This window comes from Chryseolinea serpens (assembly GCF_900129725.1).
Taxonomy (GTDB): domain Bacteria; phylum Bacteroidota; class Bacteroidia; order Cytophagales; family Cyclobacteriaceae; genus Chryseolinea; species Chryseolinea serpens.
The window spans coordinates 1,627,145-1,644,417 of the sequence record NZ_FQWQ01000001.1; the positions used below are offsets into that span (position 1 = coordinate 1,627,145).

At 53.1% G+C, this 17,273-nt stretch carries 15 protein-coding genes; 6 read left to right on the forward strand and 9 right to left on the reverse strand.

The genetic code is table 11. The annotated features are described in order from the left end of the window. Window positions 1-32 precede the first annotated feature (32 nt). Entirely contained in the window at window positions 33-719 is a 687-nt protein-coding gene (locus tag BUB30_RS06275; RefSeq protein WP_073132022.1) for an SDR family NAD(P)-dependent oxidoreductase, read from the forward strand. A gap of 5 nt (window positions 720-724) precedes the next feature. Here BUB30_RS06275 and BUB30_RS06280 read toward each other — a convergent pair whose 3' ends face one another. Beyond that, window positions 725-3,160 (reverse strand): ABC transporter permease, encoded by a 2,436-nt coding sequence (locus tag BUB30_RS06280; protein WP_073132023.1) that lies wholly within the window; start codon window positions 3,158-3,160, stop codon window positions 725-727. A gap of 442 nt (window positions 3,161-3,602) precedes the next feature. On the opposite strand from BUB30_RS06280, the gene BUB30_RS06285 reads away from it, so the two are divergent. Both BUB30_RS06285 and BUB30_RS06295 read left to right on the forward strand, forming a co-directional pair. Then, window positions 3,603-4,433 carry a helix-turn-helix domain-containing protein gene (locus tag BUB30_RS06285; protein WP_073132025.1) on the forward strand — a complete coding sequence of 277 codons (831 nt, stop codon included), beginning with the start codon at window positions 3,603-3,605 and terminating at the stop codon, window positions 4,431-4,433. A gap of 531 nt (window positions 4,434-4,964) precedes the next feature. Beyond that, on the forward strand, window positions 4,965-5,894 hold the full coding sequence (locus BUB30_RS06295; RefSeq protein ID WP_073132028.1) for a sugar phosphate isomerase/epimerase family protein: 930 nt from the start codon (window positions 4,965-4,967) through the stop codon (window positions 5,892-5,894). Between the two features lie 78 nt (window positions 5,895-5,972). Here the strand turns inward: BUB30_RS06295 and BUB30_RS06300 are convergent, their stop codons facing one another. The 7 genes from BUB30_RS06300 to BUB30_RS06335 form a co-directional block, all read right to left on the reverse strand. Next, on the reverse strand, window positions 5,973-6,473 hold the full coding sequence (locus tag BUB30_RS06300; protein WP_073132029.1) for a hypothetical protein: 501 nt from the start codon (window positions 6,471-6,473) through the stop codon (window positions 5,973-5,975). 332 nt (window positions 6,474-6,805) lie between these two features. Continuing rightward, on the reverse strand, window positions 6,806-7,414 hold the full coding sequence (locus BUB30_RS06305) for a hypothetical protein (protein ID WP_073132030.1): 609 nt from the start codon (window positions 7,412-7,414) through the stop codon (window positions 6,806-6,808). Between the two features lie 371 nt (window positions 7,415-7,785). Further along, the gene (locus BUB30_RS06315; RefSeq protein WP_073132032.1) at window positions 7,786-8,391 is read right to left on the reverse strand and encodes a hypothetical protein; all 606 of its coding nucleotides are present in this window, start codon (window positions 8,389-8,391) and stop codon (window positions 7,786-7,788) included. A 73-nt stretch (window positions 8,392-8,464) separates the two neighbouring features. Beyond that, entirely contained in the window at window positions 8,465-9,496 is a 1,032-nt protein-coding gene (locus tag BUB30_RS06320; protein ID WP_073132034.1) for an LLM class flavin-dependent oxidoreductase, read from the reverse strand. A gap of 157 nt (window positions 9,497-9,653) precedes the next feature. Then, window positions 9,654-10,217, reverse strand: a complete 564-nt coding sequence (locus BUB30_RS06325; protein ID WP_073132035.1) for a D-sedoheptulose-7-phosphate isomerase — start codon at window positions 10,215-10,217, stop codon at window positions 9,654-9,656. Beyond that, window positions 10,214-11,182, reverse strand: coding sequence for an ROK family protein (locus BUB30_RS06330; protein ID WP_073132037.1), 969 nt, complete (start codon window positions 11,180-11,182; stop codon window positions 10,214-10,216). Before BUB30_RS06330 ends, BUB30_RS06325 begins: the two co-directional genes overlap by 4 nt. 17 nt (window positions 11,183-11,199) lie before the next feature. Further along, complete coding sequence (locus BUB30_RS06335; protein WP_073132039.1) at window positions 11,200-12,765, reverse strand: GAF domain-containing protein; 1,566 nt, start codon at window positions 12,763-12,765, stop codon at window positions 11,200-11,202. Between the two features lie 170 nt (window positions 12,766-12,935). Here BUB30_RS06335 and BUB30_RS06340 point away from each other — a divergent pair, with 170 nt between their 5' ends. The 3 genes from BUB30_RS06340 (at window position 12,936) to BUB30_RS06350 (ending at window position 16,302) form a co-directional block, all read left to right on the forward strand. Continuing rightward, window positions 12,936-13,451, forward strand: a complete 516-nt coding sequence (locus BUB30_RS06340; RefSeq protein ID WP_073132040.1) for a gluconate 2-dehydrogenase subunit 3 family protein — start codon at window positions 12,936-12,938, stop codon at window positions 13,449-13,451. Between the two features lie 3 nt (window positions 13,452-13,454). Next, on the forward strand, window positions 13,455-15,158 hold the full coding sequence (locus tag BUB30_RS06345; protein WP_073132042.1) for a GMC oxidoreductase: 1,704 nt from the start codon (window positions 13,455-13,457) through the stop codon (window positions 15,156-15,158). Between the two features lie 280 nt (window positions 15,159-15,438). Next, window positions 15,439-16,302, forward strand: coding sequence for a sugar phosphate isomerase/epimerase family protein (locus BUB30_RS06350; protein WP_073132044.1), 864 nt, complete (start codon window positions 15,439-15,441; stop codon window positions 16,300-16,302). A 401-nt stretch (window positions 16,303-16,703) separates the two neighbouring features. On the opposite strand, the gene BUB30_RS06355 is transcribed toward BUB30_RS06350, so the two are convergent. Further along, window positions 16,704-17,087: a hypothetical protein gene (locus tag BUB30_RS06355; protein WP_143164788.1), complete on the reverse strand. Its 384-nt coding sequence runs from the start codon at window positions 17,085-17,087 to the stop codon at window positions 16,704-16,706. Window positions 17,088-17,273 lie beyond the last annotated feature (186 nt).

Genomic DNA, 17,273 nt, shown 5'->3' on the forward strand with positions numbered 1-17,273 from the left:
TTCTTTATGTTCGAAACTAAATCCTACGGCATATGAAAACAGTATTGATCACAGGCGCATCGGGTAATTTGGGAAAGGCTTCCGTTGAACGCTTTTTGGCGGATGGCTACACCGTGTTGGCCACGGTAACCCCGGGAAAGACACTGGGTTTTGAAACTTCGGGAAAGGTGTTGACCTATGAGGCCGACCTCACCGATGAACAGGCTGTGGAAACCGTTGTCGCCAAAGCGATCGCCACGCACGGCACCCTCGACGCGGCGCTGCTGTTGGTGGGTGGCTACGCCGGTGGTGGCCTGGCCGAAGCCGATGGCAAGACCGTAAAGAAAATGATCGCCCTGAATTTTGAGACGGCCTACAACGTGGCGCGGCCCGTCTTTCAACACATGCAAAAACAAGGCGGCGGTCGCATCGTCTTTGTCGGTGCAAGAACAGCGCTGAAAGCAAGCGACGGAAAAAAATCGCTGGCCTATGCCCTCTCCAAATCGCTGATCTTCAAGTTGGCCGAGCTGCTGAACGCCACGGGCAACGCCTCGAACGTGACAGCCTCCGTGGTGGTGCCCAGCACCATCGACACGCCCACAAACCGCGAAGCCATGCCCAACGCCGACTTCACCGCCTGGGTAGCGCCCGACGCCATCGCCGATGCCATCGCCCACATTTGCTCAGCCAAAACCAACGACTGGCGCGAAACGGTGTTAAAAATCTACGGCCGCGCCTGACAAAATTATTCGCTGCGCAATGAATTCACCGGGTTGGCCAACGCGGCACGGATGGCCTGATAACTCACCGTGAGCGTCACAATGGCCAGCACCGAAACCAAACTGATCACAAACGTCAACGAGGTGATCTCCGTGTGGTATATAAAATTCGACAGCCACTGATTCATAAAGTAATACGACAGCGGCACGGCCACACAAAAACCGATCGCGATCAATAGCGCAAAGTCGCGATAGATCAGCAACAGGATGCTGCGCACGTTCGCACCCAACACCTTGCGCACACCGATCTCCTTCACCTTTCGCTGCACCGTGAACAGCACGAGGCCATATACACCCAGGCACGAGATCAAAATCGCAATACCGGTAAAAGACTGGATGATCGTACCAAAATTTTCATAATTCGAATATTGGCTCTGCAGGCTTTCATCCAGGAAACTGTACTCAAATGCCTTCTCGGGAAAAAGCTTGTTCCAATCGCCTTCGAGTTTTTGAATGATGCTGTGGCCGTCGGCGTTGGCGAACGTGATGGAGAGCGTGTTGAACTGATCCGGACTCAGGTCCATCACCAGCGCCGACATGGGTACGGTGAGCGAAGCGAAATTGAAATCCTTTACCACGCCAACCACTTTACCTTTTTTGCCTTCTTTGTTCACCGTTTTGCCGATGGCTTTCTCCGGTGTCTCCCATTTGAATTCGCGTACGGCCGTTTCGTTCACCACATAGGCTTCGGCCGCGTCGGTTCCATAGTTCCGGCTAAAGCCGCGACCGGCAACAACTTCCATATCATACGATTTCAAAAAGTCATAGTCCACCGACATGTTCGCGATGAACAGGTTGTCTTCCGTCGTAAATCCCTCGGGAACGATGCCCCGGTACACAACGCCCAGCCCGGGCGCACCCGACGACAGCGTGGTCTGCTTCACACCACTCAACCCTTCGGCCCGGTCGCGGAAAGTTTGCAGCCGCAGGCTAAAGGCGGAGTCGCGTTGACTGAAGATGCCATTCAGGTTTTGGCTGGCCAATGGAATGTTGATCACCTGCGACCGCTGAAAACCCAGCGGCCGGTCCTCCAGGTAACGGAGCTGCTTCACAATGAGCAACGACGCCGACAGCAGCATGCACGCAATGGCCAACTGGAAAACCACCAGGGCCTTGCGCAAAAATTGATTCCCTCCCTCCGAACCGCCACGCCCCTTCAAGGCATTCACCGACTCGAATTGCGTCACAAAATACGCGGGATACCCACCGGCCAGCGCCGTAATAAAGGCGAGGAGCAACGCCGAAGCGATCAGCAGCTTGCCATCCACCACTTCACCAAACACCAGGTGCTTCCCGGTCAGCAGGTTCAGCAAGGGCAACATAAAATGAAACGCGACATAGGCAATGCCCATCGACACCAGCGAAAACAAAAAGCTTTCCGCCAGGAACTGCAGGATGAGTTGATATTTCATCGACCCCAGGATCTTCCGGATGCCGATCTCCTTGATGCGCGTGAACGACTGCGCCGTGCTGAGGTTGATGTAGTTGATGCACGCGATGATCAACGTGAGCACACCGATGCCCATAAAAATATAAAGGTTGGCCAGGGAGTTGGTCGACGACGGTTCGGCCAGCAGCGTGCTTTTTAAATGAATGTCCACCATCGGCATGAGTTGAAAGACCTGCCCCACCAGGAACCGCGGCTGTGCATATTTTTTCAGGAACGCGCCCATCTCCTGGTTGATTTGGTTGGGGGTGGTGCCGGGTTTCAGCAACACATACGTGTAGGAGTGACTGATGATGAAGTTGATCGCCAGGTTGTCCCTCAGCACCTTTGCCGTTTCGGGTGTTTCCAGGTCGAACATGTTGTCATAGGGCACCAGCATGTTGAAGCGCAGGTGCGACTGTTCCGGAAAGTCTTTCACCACGCCTATCACTTTAAAGCTATTGCGTCCGCTAAAAATAAGCGACTCTCCAATCGGGTTGGCATCGCCGAAATATTTCTTTGCCATTTCCTCGTTGATGAGCACCGTGAACTTGTCACACAACGCGCGCTTGGGGTTGCCCTTCACAAAATCGAACGTAAACATTTTGGTGATGGCCGAGTCGGCAAACAGGATGCTCGACTCTTCAAAGGCCTCCGGGTTGTTCGGACGCGTGATGCTGACGTTGCGCAAATACAGCCGCGCCGTCTCCTCCACCTCGGGAAAGTAATCTTTCAACACGGGGGCAATCGGCGGGGGCGAGCTGGCGATCTCCAGGCCATTGGGCGCCGTGTAGCGGAAGCGATACAGGCGGGCAGCTTTCTCATGAAAACGATCGTAGCCGACCTCGCTTCGCACATAGGTGATGATGAGCAGCGCCAGCGTCAATCCGCAGGTAAGGCCCACGAAGTTGATGAGCGAGTAGGCCTTGTACTTCACAATGTTGCGAAAGGCGGTTTTGAAAAAGTTCTTCAGCATAGTTTAGTATTTAGTCCTGAGTCTTTAGTCTTTAGCGCTTAGTCCCAGGCAATTTACTAACTACCAATGACTCTGGACTAAAGACGAACGCAAAGTACCCCGGAACACGTTAGGTTTAACGCCGCTTGTCAAGGGGCTAACAGGTTGGCTACGTAAAACGATTTTATGAGGTTGTTGTATTGTGATGGAAGGGACCAGGAGAAAGTTGTAAGGCGTCGCGAAAGTAAACAGCGGCGGGCGATGGTTTAGGATGAGGGGCGTGCCCCTCGTACCTTGGGTCGGGCTGTCCGCTATACTCCTCGCGCCCCCTCACCGGCCCGCGCTGCTGCGGGGTGCCGCTGCCATCCCTCACGCAGCCGTGCACACCGAATGTTTTGAAGCCCGGGTTTAAACATCGAAAACAAAAAATTCTTACCTTCAACACGCGATATCCCCCGACCCTGTGCAATCCGTTCAAATCTTCTTGCCCCACGACGCGGTGAAGCCCTACATTGGTTACTACGGCTTCTTCACCCACGAAATCGATGGGTGGACAAAAGACTACATCCTCCCCCTCCCCGCCCTGCGCGAACACACCATACAGATCTTCCCCGACGAGGTGCCCAACCTCTTCAGCACGCAACGCGAATTCAGCGTGGCCCGCTGCAACATCTTCGGCATGGCCGATCGCAGCTTTCTCAACAGTCACATGCCCCGCAAGTGCCGTCGTCTGCAGATCTCGTTCACGCCCACGGGGTTGTTCCACCTCACCGGCATTCCCGCCCCATCCTTCACCAATTCGCTCGTGGACGCCCGCGAGGTGTGGGGTCCGGCGGTGAACACCCTGGTCGAACAACTCATGGCAAATACCGACCTGCGCCGGCAAGCCACACTTCTCGACGCATTCTTCCTGGACCTCATCCAAGCCCGCAAAAAGATCCATCACCAACCCGAAATCGCCGGGGTGGCCACCGACATCTTCTCGCGCCCCTTCCCGTTCGACATCCGCGCCATGGCACAACGGTGCCACAAGAGCACGCGCCAATTCGAACGCAACTTTAAGGAACACGTGGGCATCAGCGCCCAGCGGTTCAACACCCTCAACCGGTTCATCCACGCCAACGTGATGAAACACAAACAGCCCCAAAAAAGCTGGGAAGCCATCGCCTTTGCCTGCGGCTACTACGACCTCCACCACCTGGCCAAAGATTTCGCGGCCTTGGGACGCTCCAACATCACCACCTTCCGCGGCTACGACTACCCGGGCGACGTGGTCGTTGCCAAACAACACTGACCAACCTAACATTGTCGTTTTTTTACCACCCCCTGCAATGGGGCTTCTGCTATCTTTGATTGGTAATTTCTTATTCCATACAACGGTAGGGACAGGCTACGGAGTACGTTGATCATACTGCGACAAAAAATGCCCCTCCCCTGCCGTAAGAAAGTTGACCTATCGCAGGGCCGCAAGTGAAGCCATAGCCGGCGGCACACTTTATAAACGATCCGTTTCAGCGGGTCAAAAACATGGGCGGTTGATCGTTCAGGCAATGCTATCACCAAAGGCTCCAATCGGGTTCGTTGTTTGATATCTTCGCCACGTTACTGGGTGAGCATGATCAGAATGCATCAACCGCTTTTTTATCAGGTCTTTAACGCCGCCCGGATCGAATGGAGCGGTCCCCTCCGCTGTCAACCAGACATCCCTTCGCCACCCTCGCACTTCAGCCGCCATTGTTACCGTCCATCCAGTGCCCTGTCGCGCACCCTCGGAAAATTCGTAGCTTGCTATACTATCGATCAACATCCTAAACCCATATCTCCTATGACCAACAGAAGAGACGCCCTGAAAACACTGGGACTCGTTACCGGCGCCGCGCTGGCCCCTCAGACCAGTTTCGGAAAAGAACAAAAGAAGCCTACCGGCAAATTCAAATTCTGTCTCAATACCAGCACCATCAGCGGCCAAAAGCCGGGCGTTCAAAAGTCAATCGAGATCGCGGCGCGGGCCGGCTACGATAGTGTGGAGCTGTGGGTGCCCGAAATAAAAGCCTTCAAGGAAGGTGGCAACTCGCTGAAGACCCTAAAGAAGCTCCTCGACGACAGCCACGTCACCGTCGAAGACGCCATCGGCTTTGCGCCGTGGATGGTGGAAGACGACACGCAACGTGCCGCGGGGTTTGCGCAAATGAAAGAAGAAATGGAAATGATGGCCGAACTGGGATGCACGCGCATTGCCGCGCCCTCGTCGGGTGTCAAGACGGATGTGCCCCTGGACCTTTTTAAGGTGGGCGAACGCTATAAACAATTGCTGGACCTGGGGCGCAAGACTGGCGTGATGCCTTTGCTGGAATTCTGGGGATCGTCGCCCGTGTTCTATCATTTCGGCCAGGCATTGATGGCGGCGGCGGTGGCCAACGATCCGGATGCACGCATTCTCCCGGATGTCTACCACCTGTTCCGCGGTGGCTCGGGCTTCGATTGCCTCAAGATGGTGAACGGAAAACTGATCGACGTCATCCACATGAACGACTACCCATCAGACGTTCCGCGCGAACAACAAAAAGATTCGAACCGCGTCTACCCGGGCGATGGTGTGGCACCCCTCAAACAGATTCTGACCGATCTGTCGAACATGGGCGGCACAAAAGTGCTGTCGCTGGAGCTCTTCAATCTCGACTACTGGAAGAACGATGCCCTCACCGTGGCCAAGACCGGAGTCGAAAAGATGCGAAAGGTTGTGGCGATGATCTAACCTGTGATGACAAAAAAACGAAGGCGCAAAGTTTGTTTACACCAAACTTTGCGCCTTCCTCCTTGAATAGCCTATGCTTTAGGGCACGTCCACGGCAATCCCGGGCGGCTCCACAAAATCGACACCCGCGCCAAAATAGCCAAGATAATAGGCCGTGAGATCCTCATAAAAAACCGAATACGATCCTGCGTTCACCTCGAACCGCATCGACTGACCGTCGTTCACGATCGCCACACCTTCATAATGACAAGGGACAGTGGTAAAGAAAAAGCGCACCTCGTGTTCGGTAATGGTGTAGCTCTTTACCAGGATCTTTTCAAGTTGCTTCTCTGTCAACCTCCACCCGGCACATTGTTTATCATACTCCGGATAAACTACCGAGGCGTGATCCACCTTCTTTTTGTACTCCGTGATCTTAACCTTTTTCACATGCAGAGAATCCTTCGCGCGGAAAACGCGCGCACCGGTGGCGGCCTCGGGCAACATCACGGTGTCGACGGCAGGCGCGCCAGCTTTTACGATGTGACAGCAACCGCTGGCCATCAACATCAAAAACACATACTTCATCATTTTAAGCATACGAGATTAAATTTTACTATTAGACAGTGGCAAAGTTATGGTCGCCTACTGAAACTGGATTGCAGTTTGAAGCTTGTGATTTTTTGACGGAAGTGATATGAAAATGGAGATTGTTTCTTTAGAGGGATCGGAGGAATGGAGGGTGTTGGGGGAGTTGATTTTAGGTTTGATGATGTAAGGTTTGGGGGTTGGTGAGATTGAAGCGCGCTGGAAGCTGAATAGGCTTGTTGGTGAGACACCAACAAGAGGGCGGGCAATTCTTTAATGCAGTGGGTGTATATTGAGGGCATTTGTTGGTGAAGCAATGCCAACACAAGGGCGGAGGCGGTTGCTTATTTTGTGGCGACGAATAAGTCCTCGAAACCCCAGTCGTCCTCGCCTTGTTTGTTCTTCAGGATTTCTCCATAGTTTATTACCAACGTGTCTGCACTCAACTTCGTAATAAATAAATCACCCTTGGCGTCCTTGCCATAGATCATCAGGGAGCTCTCGGGCGCGCGTTTTAAAGTGAAGGCAAACAGGACGAAATATGGATTCCTACTGTGGTATCCAACAGGAATCCGTATACCAGCGGAATCTGCATACCAGCGATAGCAAATACCTGAAAAATTTTTCCTGAACGATTTTCTAAAGCCGTCGAGCGGCGGCAGTTGTAGCGTATCCCATGCACAAAGCTCAAAAACATACTCACTGATAACGGAACGGCCTTCCTTCTTTTTTTTGGCAAAGCAACTGTGTTTGTCAAGTGTATACTGATATTTCCATCTTTTCCCAGGAAGAAGCGCTCTTAAAACGGCCACGTCTAGCGTGTCCTTTCTCATCGACAGACAGCTACTTTGTTGTGTTGGTATGGTAACGCGGGCATGAAAAAGAATCTTTTTCCACCACAACAGGCCTGCCACAACGGCTACTAACAAAATCCAGATCGCTTTTTTATACATGTTGGCTATCGGCTAGGAAGATGCAAAACTTCCTCTCATACTACAACACCGGGTTAGTAAAAAAGCAAAAAAATCAGGATGGCGACGCAAACGCTTTCGGCTGCTCGCAGAGCGAACCTTTCAGCCAGGATTTCTATCGGGGCGATCGGCCAGGGATAGAAATGGAAAGCCCGAAGTGCGGTGGGGAATGGGGGTGCCATTTGTTAGGGGACACTAACAAGTATTTTGATAGTGGTTTGGAATGCTGCGGGTGTAAGGGCTGGCCGGACTTGGAATGGATAGCCCGGCCCGAGGTTTCCGAGGGGGCCGCCAAAGCGGAATGAGGCTGGAGGTTAGTGGTGAAGAAGCATCAACATGGGCGAGGGCAGTTGTTATTCAGAGGCGACGAATAAGTCCTCGAAACCCCAATCGTCTTCGCCCTGTTTGTTCTTAAAGACTTCTCCATAGTTTATTACCAACGTATCTGCACTCAGCTTTGTAATTAATAAATAAGCATGGCCATCTTTGCCGTACACACTTAGATGGCTATGGGGTGAACGTCTCAGAGAATCGGCAAACAGGACGAAATATGGATTCCTACTCCTGTGTTCAAGAGGAATCCGCACACCAGCGGAGTCTGCATACCAGCGATAACAAATACCTGAAAAACTTTTTCTGAACGTTTTTTTAAAGCCGTCAAGGGGCGGGAGTTGCAGTGTATCCCATGTACAAAGCTCAAAAACATACTCGCTGATAAGGGAACGGCCTTCCTTCCTTTTGGCAAAGCAACTATGCCTGTCCATTGTATATTGATATTTCCAACTTTTTCCAGGAAGAAGCGCTCTTAAAACGGCCACGTCAAGGGTATCTTTTCTCATCGACAGGCAACCACTTTGTTGTCTTGGTTTGGCTACGCGGGAATGAAAAAGGTTCTTTCCCCACCACAACAGGCCTGCCACGATGGCCACTAAAAAAATCCAAATCGCGTTTTTGTGCATGCTCGCCAGTCAGACAGGAAGATGCAAAACTTCCTCTCCTACCACAACATCTGATCAGAAAAAAAGCGAAAAATCAGGATTCCGACACAACACTTTCGGAAACTCGCAAGGCGAAACTCTCGGCCAGAATTTCATAAGATCTCAGCCGGTCCTCGAAGTCGTCGGCGAAAGTAGACATCACAATTTCGTCGGTGTTAAAATCCTTTGCCATTTTTTCGATTTTTCGTTTCACCACGTCGGGAGTGCCCACGATGGTGCGGTGGCGGTTGTAGAGTACGCGCTCCCATTCGTCGTGGGAATATTCATAGCCGCGCACCGATTCAAATGACGGCGACTCGTCGACCTTCCCTTTCTCAATGCTGAGCAGTCGATAGTCCATCACAGCCTGTACGCGGGCGACCTTCTCGTCTGTGTCGCCACAAAAAACAAAAACGCCCACGCTGGTCTGGGGCTCCGGCAATTCGGCCGACGGCTTGAAGTTCTGTCGATACGCCTGCAACGCTTCAGGGCCTCCGTTGGGATTGATGAATTGAGCAAACGACAAGGCCATGCCAAAATGCGCAGCGATGTAGGCACTCTCGCCACTGGACGTGAGCATCCACAAGGCGGGAGCCGTTTCAATATTGGGGATGGCGCGCACGCGATCGTGCACGGCGCCAGCTTGTGTGTCGAGATTCAGAAAACCTTTGAGATCCACCAGTTGCTGCACATAATCTTTGGGACTGAAGGTGTTGGACGGATTGAGCAACGAGGCCGTGAGCCTATCGCCACCGGGGGCGCGACCTACACCAAGGTCGATGCGACCGGGGTACAGGGCCTCCAGCAAGCGAAAGTTCTCCGCCACTTTTAAGGCGCTGTGGTTGGGTAGCATGATGCCGCCCGACCCAAACCGGAGATGTTTTGTTTCCGCCGCAAGCCGGGCGATAAACACTTCCGGCGCGGCGCCAGCCAACGTATTGATGTTGTGATGTTCAGAAAGCCAGTAGCGCGTATAGCCCAGCTTGTCCACAAAACGGGCGAGGGCGATGGATTCCTGGAGGGCTTCTGCGGCCGTGGTTCCCCGGCGGATGGGGGTTTGGTCCAGCACACTTAATTTCAACTTCATCTTTTGGAGTGAGGGATTCTTGTTCGGGATAGAACAGCGTGGCGGGAAAAGTAGTTTGGCTGGTCTGAAGTTTTTTAACCGCTGAGGCGCAGAGACGCAAAGAAAAGACGCAAAGCCAACTTTGCGTCCTTTGCGCCTCCGCGGTTAGGACTGATCGCTACGCCAGCTCATTTTCAATAAACGCAAAGCTGATCATATGACAAATGCTCATATGTACATCCTCCACCCGCGCATAATGTTTATCATCCACCACCACCGCATAATCCACAAGGTTGGTAATGGCCCCGCGTTGACCGCCCAACAAAGCAATGGTATAAACGCCGTTGGCCTTGCACCACTCCACGGCCTTCACCAGGTTAGGCGAATTTCCGCTCACGCTCATCGTGAAGGCGAGGTCGCCGGGGCGCGCCAGGTTCATGAGCTGGCGAACAAAGATCTCGTCGTATGAATAGTCGTTGCCCAGGGCCGTGAGCCAGCCGATGTTGTCGCTGAGCGAGATGCAGCGGAAGCGTTTTTTCATTTTGTCGGAGGCGCCTTTGCCCAGGTCGGTCACGAAGTGGGTGGCGCTCATGGCGCTGCCGCCGTTGCCAAAGGTGAAAACTTGTTGCTCGCGGCTGGCGGCTTCGCGGAATTTTTCAAGGATGTGTTCGAGGCGGTCGGCGGGAAGTGCGCCCAGGGCGGCTTGCAGGTTTTGGATGTAGGACGTGAAATAAGGTTTCATAAAAAATCGCTCTTCTGTTTTAGGTTAAAAATATCTACAGTAGCCTCGCGGGCGAGGGCCAGTGCCCCGAGGGGCACCACATCCTCTCCACATTGCGCAACGACAACGGGAGGGCCAGGCAAAAATGCTTTCAAAAGGTGTTGATCGAGTTCGGCGGCAATGGCGTCGGTGAGCGCCGGGCCGATGAGGGAAAGTCCTCCGCCGACGACGAGGATGTCCGGATGAAATAAATGCACTACGTGCGAGAGCGCGAAGGCTAATGTCGCGGCGGTTTCGTGGAGGATGTTTTTTGCTGTGGTGTCGCCGTGGGCTAGGGCCTGTGAGAGGTGGCGGGCTTCTCCCCCTGCCTCATCCCCACCCCTGGCCAACTCGTAAAGCTTGCCGGTGGGCTGACGTTGGATGGCTTCGCGTATTTTTTTATCGATCGCCCACCCGGAGCAACAAGCTTCCAGGGTGGTGCCTTCGCGGTCGAGGCGCAGGTGGCCTACTTCCACTTCACCGGGCAAGGCACCATAATACAATTTTTGATCGATCACCATGCCTCCGCCGATGCCGCTGCCCAGCGTGATGTAGAAGACGCGTTCTTTATCCTTTCCTGCGCCGATCAAAGCTTCGGCCAGTGCGGCGGCGTTGGCGTCGTTGTCCAGTACGACCGGCACACCATAGCGTTGTTTCAGTTTCTTGGCCAGTTCAAACCCAGACCAGCCGTTGACCTGGTGCGAGGTGAGGATGCGTCCCGACACGTGATCGACCGGCCCTCCGAAACCAACGCCGATCGCCGTGGGGTCGACTGACCGGGTGAGGTCATCGAGCAGGGTTTCCATCTGTTTCAGGATGCCGGCGGCGCCCTCCTCTTTTTTTATGGCGGTTCGGGCGCGGTGACTGATCTGCAGGTCGTCGTCGCCGGCTACGATCTGTAGCTTGGTGCCCCCGATTTCGATACCCACATAGCAACGGCCTGACATGTTTTTGATGGGAAGGCTTAAGCTTGTTTTTCTTTTTCGGCGCGCTGAAGGGCTTCCTGGGTGGCTTCCATTTCTTCCAGGTTTTGACGCAGTTCCTCTTCCTGCGACTTGAGCTGTTCGGTTTGCACTTTGAAGCGTTCCAGCACCGCTTTCATTTTCTCGTTGTTCTTCACCGACCCCAGCGTCGATGCGGTGAGCTCGCCCACTTTTTCGAGGAACTCCACCTGGTATTTCTCAAACTTCTGAAAGCCGGCCAGTTCGATCACGGCTTCTACTTTTTCGTTTGCCTTCATGGGCACGATGAGCAGACAGGTGGGGGTTTTGTGTCCCAGTCCCGAGGTGATTTCGGTGTAGCCTCCCGGCACATCCGTCAGCACTACGGGTGTCCCTTCCAGGAAGGCCTGGCCTACGAGTCCCTGGCCGATCTCCAGTTTCTTGGCCACATATTTTCGTTTGTCGAACGCATAACAGGCAGACATGTCGAGAAACATATGCGATTCGTCTTCGAGGTCTTCCTGCAGGATGAAGAGGCAACCCTGTTGTGCTTGTAAATATTTGGTGAGGAACGTGAGGATGTCGAGGCTGAGGGCTTCGAGATTGTCCTGATTTTTGCGCAGCACTTCCGAGAAACGGGCAAGACCTTCGGTGGTCCAGTTTCGGATCTCGTCCTGCGCTTTGATTTGTTTCAGTTTGTCGCGCATCAGCACCAATTCGCCCGCCAGGTTTGTCGTGTTGAGTTTTTCATTCTCCGGTGTGAAGCCATCCCAGGTCACGGAAAAATTTCCATTCGATACCTGGTTGATGAAGTGGGTGGCCGTTTTGAAATTCCGGATGGAGTCATCGATCACGTCGTTCTCTTTTATTTCCTCCGTGATGGTGCCGGGGTCGAACAGGAAGGCGCGGTTATTTTCTTCGAGTTTAGAGAACAGGTTTTTCCGCTCTTTTCGCTCTCTGCGGATGTTTACGATAAGAAACAGCAAGGAAGGGAATGCAATGATGTTGAGAATGGTCTGTACCACCAGGGTCCGGTTGTTGGCATCTTCGTAAGCTGTCTGGGCTGCTTCGCTGCGGGTATTTTCGAATCCATTGATCGTGCGGGCGTTGCGGTCATAGATAAACCAGGCATCGCGCCCGGGGTCGGCGGCAAGGGCTGCGCGAAATTCATTCATGCTGTCGATCTTGATCAGGTCGACCATCTTTTTGGTGCTGTTGATAAACGCCTCTACACCGGTGGCCATGCTGTCGATGGCTGCGGGATGTTGAAAACCTTGTTTTTTGGTGAGCGTGCGTAGTTCTCCAAAGATGATGGGGTTGTCGCGCATGCCGTCGCGGAGGGGTCCCAGCAGGGATTCATTTTTGGTGATGGCATAGCCGCGCATACCCACGTCCATGTTGCGCACCACCTGGTTCCATACCTGGCCCACCAAATAGGTTGCCCTTTCGGTTTCGGCTTTCACCTGGGTGGTGTCTTTCAGCACCCAGTCGTTGTAGTAAATAATACCGGTGTTTACGGTGATCAATGCCAACACGAGAATAGCGGAAAAAGTGAGCGCATTCTTCCTGATAAAATCTAGCCCTGCCATACTTAGAAATAGTTAAAGAAGCAGGAAGATAATCTTTTGACGAATTCCATCCAAAACCTGCACAGGCCACTGCACTCGATTTAATTGCCCTCCATTCATATAATTTACCTTTTACCCATCGTGGCTTGTCGTACCTTCAAGTGTAGCTCCAACCTTTATGCTTATCGATTATGAACCGGCGTGAAAGTTTAAAAGTATTGATGGCCGCCTCCGGTGGTCTGATTGCCCTACCCGCCTGGGCCGACCAGTGGCAGAAGGGCGACGTAGCCACCCATCCGTCCACATTTTCAACCGACGAACAAGCGCTGCTGGCCTCCACCGCCGACACCATCATTCCCCAAGGCGCCGTGCTGGGTGCCCTGGTCGTGGGCGTTGACAAGTTCCTCCAAAAACTGTTCGACGATTGCTACGAACCCGAAGTTCAGCAAAACATAAAAGAACAACTCAAAAAACTCGATGCCGACGCCCACGCCACCTATGGCCAACCCTTTCCGTTGTGCACCCAGAAGCAACGCGAGACGCTGCTGCTGAAGCGCTCCACCTCGGCCGACAAAAACGAAAAGGATTTCTTCACCCTGCTCAAAACCGAGACCATCCGCGGCTTCAGCACATCGCGCCAGGTGATGGTGAACATCCTGGAATATAAAACCGCACCCGGTCATTACTACGGCTGCGTAAACGCATAACGCATGGCAAACTTCAACATCGACTCCACCGAAAAAAGAACCTACGACGCCATCGTCATCGGTTCGGGCGCCAGTGGTGGCTGGGCCGCCAAGGAGCTTTGCGATAAGGGGCTGAAAACGCTCGTGCTGGAAAGAGGGCGCGACGTGAAGCACGTAAAAGATTATCCCACGGCCGGCAAAGGCCTCTATGAATTTGAATACCGCGGCAGCGTTCCCCTCGAAAAACGGAAGGACTTTCAACTGGCCCGCGGCATGCGCGAAGAAACGTTTCATTGGGCGATCCGCGACGACGAGCAACCCTTCATCCAGGAAAAACCTTTCCGTTGGTTCCGAGGCTACCACGTCGGCGGCAAGTCGCTGCTGTGGGCGCGGCAAACGCAGCGGTGGAGCGACTTCGATTTTGAAGGCCCCCAACGCGATGGCTTTGCGGTGGACTGGCCCATTCGCTACAAAGACCTCGAACCCTGGTATGCCCACGTTGAGAAATTTGCCGGCATCGCCGGCAACAAAGACGGCCTGGCCGAATTGCCCGACAGCGAAGTGATGCGCGGCTTCGAGATGAGCTGTATCGAACAGTACTTTAAAGAAAGTCTTCAAAAAAATTATGGCGACCGCCACCTGATCCAGGCCCGCTGCGCACACCTCACCGACCCGCAGGAAATACACCGCCAGCAAGGCCGCGGCGCCTGCCAAAGCCAGACGATGTGTAACCGCGGCTGTCAATTTGGTGGATACTTCAGCAGCAACGCTTCCACCATTCCCTGGGCACAAAAAACCGGCAACCTCACCATACGACCTCACGCCGTCGTGCACTCTATCATTTACGACGACACCAAGGGACGCGCCACGGGCGTGCGCATCGTCGACGGCACAACGATGGAGACGATGGAGTTCTTTGCCAACATCATCTTCGTGAACGCCTCGGCACTCAACAGCAACGCCATTCTGCTCAACTCCACTTCAAACCGTTTCCCCAATGGCTTGGGCAACGACAGCGGTGTGTTGGGCAAATACGTTTCGTGGCACAACTACCGTGGAAAAGCCAACGCCGAGTACGAAGGTTTCAAAGACAAAAAGACCGACGGCCGCAACCCCAGCAACGCCTACATACCGCGATTCCGAAACGTGCGCAAACACGAAATGGATTTTCTTCGCGGCTATGCCATCGGCATCGGCGGTGGTCGCGGCGCGGGCTCCGACACCAGCATGATCGGCGATGAACTCCGCGAGAACCTGCTCAAACCCAAACTCGGCAACTGGCACATCAGCAGCTGGATGATGGGCGAGTGCGTGCCCCTGGAAAAAAATCACGTGCGCCTCTCTACCGATCAAAAAGATAAATATGGCATCCCTCAATTGATCATCTCCTGCGAATGGAGTGAGAACGACGATAAGATGGTGCAAGACTACATTGCCCAATCCAAAGAAATGTTCGAACGCGCCGGCTTCACCAACATCAGCGCGGTGGACACGCAAACGCCTCCCGGCGCCGACATCCATGAGATGGGCGGGGTTCGGATGGGCAGAGACGCTAAGACGTCGATGCTGAACAGTTGGAATCAGCTTCATCATTGCAAGAATGTATTTGTTACGGACGGCGCTTGTATGACGTCTACCAGTACGCAAAATCCAACGCTGACGTATATGACGTTTGCGGCGCGGGCGGCGAATTATGCGGTGGAGGAGATGAGGCGGAGGAATTTGTAGTCAGGAGTCAGGAGCCAGGAGCCAGAAGCCAGTAGTTAGGAATTGGCATTCAGTAACCAGTAGTGAGTAGTCAGTAGCCAGTAGTTGGGAATCGGCATTCAGGAGCCAGTAGTGAGTAGTCAGTAGCCAGTAATTGGGAATCGGCATTCAGGAGCGAGTATTCAGTAGCCGGGAGTTCGAGCTGGGGATTGTCACTATTGGTTTTGTGGGGATTGAGGGAAATTAGTTTTAAGTTGAGTTAAATTACGAGTGCAACACTAAACCAAAACATAAATCGATTATGAAAAAAAACTTTGTCTTGTGTCTTTTTGTTCTGGGCCTTTTCTGCGCGAGTGACGCGGTGTTGGCGCAGGCAAATAAGAATGCTTTATATACTGCGCCGTTTGGGGTGCAGGCGTATACGTTCCGCCGGAGCTTTCCCAATGGGGTTGAGGCTACTTTGGATTCCATTAAGCGTTTTGGGTTTACAGAAATAGAGGGTAGCGGTGGCAAGATGGCTCCGGAAGAATTCAAGAAGCTTTGCAATGAACGCGGCATTTCCATTCCGTCGACGGGCGCGGGCTACGAAGAGTTGGTAAAGGATCCTGCAGGTGTGGCCGCGAGAACGAAGGCTCTTGGCGCTACTTACCTCATGTGCGCCTGGATTCCCCACGAAAAAGGAAACTTCACCCTGGAGAATGCAAAAAAAGCCGTAGCCGATTTCAACGCTGCCGGCAAGGTCCTGAAAGAGAATGGCATCACCTTCTGCTATCACACGCACGGTTACGAATTTCAGCCCTATGAAAAAGGCACCCTCCTCGACTACATCATTGCCAACACCAACCCCCAATACGTCTCCTTCGAAATGGACGTACTCTGGACACATTTCGGTGGCGGCGACCCCGTGGCCCTGCTAAAGAAATACGGCAACCGCTGGAAACTCATGCACCTGAAAGACCTCCGCAAAGGCACCCCGAAAGACCTCACCGGCGGAACCTCCACGGACAACGACGTTGCACTGGGCACAGGCGAAATTGACATTCCCGGAATCCTGAGAGAGGCCAATAAAATAGGAATCAAACACTTCTTCATCGAAGACGAAAGCAACCGGGTGAATGAGCAGGTGCCGCAGACGATTGCTTATTTGAAGAGTTTGAAGAAGTAGGGATCAGGAGCCAGGAGCCAGGAGCTTGGTCGCGGCATTCAGTAGTCAGTAGTAAGTAGTAAGTAGTAAGTAGTAAGTAGTAAGTAGCCAGTAGTTGATTTGAGATCGGTCTTCGACATTCAGTAGTCAGGGTCTATCTATCTTGTTCAATGGCCATGACTCAGAAACGAGGCAACGTCTCTGACCACCTTACAGCCGTTGGGTCAAGTTCAATTATTTCAATGCACAAGGGCCATAGTACAGCATCAAACTGAACTATGGCCCTTGTCTTAACTATTTCGCGAACTACTGAATACTTAGCCTTACCTACTGCATCCCGAATGCCGAGCACCGTGTAACCGACTACTGGCTACTTACTACTGGCTACTGAATGCCGCGACCAAGCTTCTGGCTCCTGATTCTCAATTCTCACAATACTGCGTATCCACCTCCGGAACCACTCCCCCGGGGTCCGAGAACGCATAGCCTACTGCGATCTTGCCATGCATGGCCGTGACGTTGGTGGCGATGCTGATGATGTCGTCTGTTTTCACGTCGATGGTGACGTGGAACGGTAGGTCTGGGTTGTTCAGGGTTACTTTGCCCGAGGTGCCTTGATAGGTGATGAGATTGGCTACGCCTGCGCCGGATTCCAGGGTGACACTGTATACGACCAGACCGTCTGCGGGAGCTTTGGTGGAAAGGCTTATCGGACAGTTGTAGGTCTCGTCGTCATCTTTTTTGCAGGCGGAAATGATCATGGCGGAAAGTAATGTTACCGCAAGGTAGGTGAGGGTTCTTTTCATCGGCATCCGGTTAAATATTAAAATCGGTCGTCGAACATTCAATGGACAAAGGTCTTCCTGTTGTTCGTTCAAGTATTCATTCATTTGAAGATACAAAACTTTCTTTACGAAAACCAAGACCCTGCGCGGTCGCCCGGCAGAATAACAAAAGAGGCCGTCGTTTCCGGCGGCCTCTTTCTCTATTGT

Bases quoted from the DNA above. Each gene is read 5' to 3' on its own strand.
- BUB30_RS06275 (WP_073132022.1), top strand. From the start codon at position 33: ATGAAAACAGTATTGATCACAGGCGCATCGGGTAATTTGGGAAAGGCT.
- BUB30_RS06280 (WP_073132023.1), bottom strand. From the start codon at position 3,160: ATGCTGAAGAACTTTTTCAAAACCGCCTTTCGCAACATTGTGAAGTAC.
- BUB30_RS06295 (WP_073132028.1), top strand. From the start codon at position 4,965: ATGACCAACAGAAGAGACGCCCTGAAAACACTGGGACTCGTTACCGGC.
- BUB30_RS06300 (WP_073132029.1), bottom strand. From the start codon at position 6,473: ATGCTTAAAATGATGAAGTATGTGTTTTTGATGTTGATGGCCAGCGGT.
- BUB30_RS06305 (WP_073132030.1), bottom strand. From the start codon at position 7,414: ATGTATAAAAAAGCGATCTGGATTTTGTTAGTAGCCGTTGTGGCAGGC.
- BUB30_RS06315 (WP_073132032.1), bottom strand. From the start codon at position 8,391: ATGCACAAAAACGCGATTTGGATTTTTTTAGTGGCCATCGTGGCAGGC.
- BUB30_RS06320 (WP_073132034.1), bottom strand. From the start codon at position 9,496: ATGAAGTTGAAATTAAGTGTGCTGGACCAAACCCCCATCCGCCGGGGA.
- BUB30_RS06325 (WP_073132035.1), bottom strand. From the start codon at position 10,217: ATGAAACCTTATTTCACGTCCTACATCCAAAACCTGCAAGCCGCCCTG.
- BUB30_RS06330 (WP_073132037.1), bottom strand. From the start codon at position 11,182: ATGTCAGGCCGTTGCTATGTGGGTATCGAAATCGGGGGCACCAAGCTA.
- BUB30_RS06335 (WP_073132039.1), bottom strand. From the start codon at position 12,765: ATGGCAGGGCTAGATTTTATCAGGAAGAATGCGCTCACTTTTTCCGCT.
- BUB30_RS06340 (WP_073132040.1), top strand. From the start codon at position 12,936: ATGAACCGGCGTGAAAGTTTAAAAGTATTGATGGCCGCCTCCGGTGGT.
- BUB30_RS06345 (WP_073132042.1), top strand. From the start codon at position 13,455: ATGGCAAACTTCAACATCGACTCCACCGAAAAAAGAACCTACGACGCC.
- BUB30_RS06350 (WP_073132044.1), top strand. From the start codon at position 15,439: ATGAAAAAAAACTTTGTCTTGTGTCTTTTTGTTCTGGGCCTTTTCTGC.
- BUB30_RS06355 (WP_143164788.1), bottom strand. From the start codon at position 17,087: ATGAAAAGAACCCTCACCTACCTTGCGGTAACATTACTTTCCGCCATG.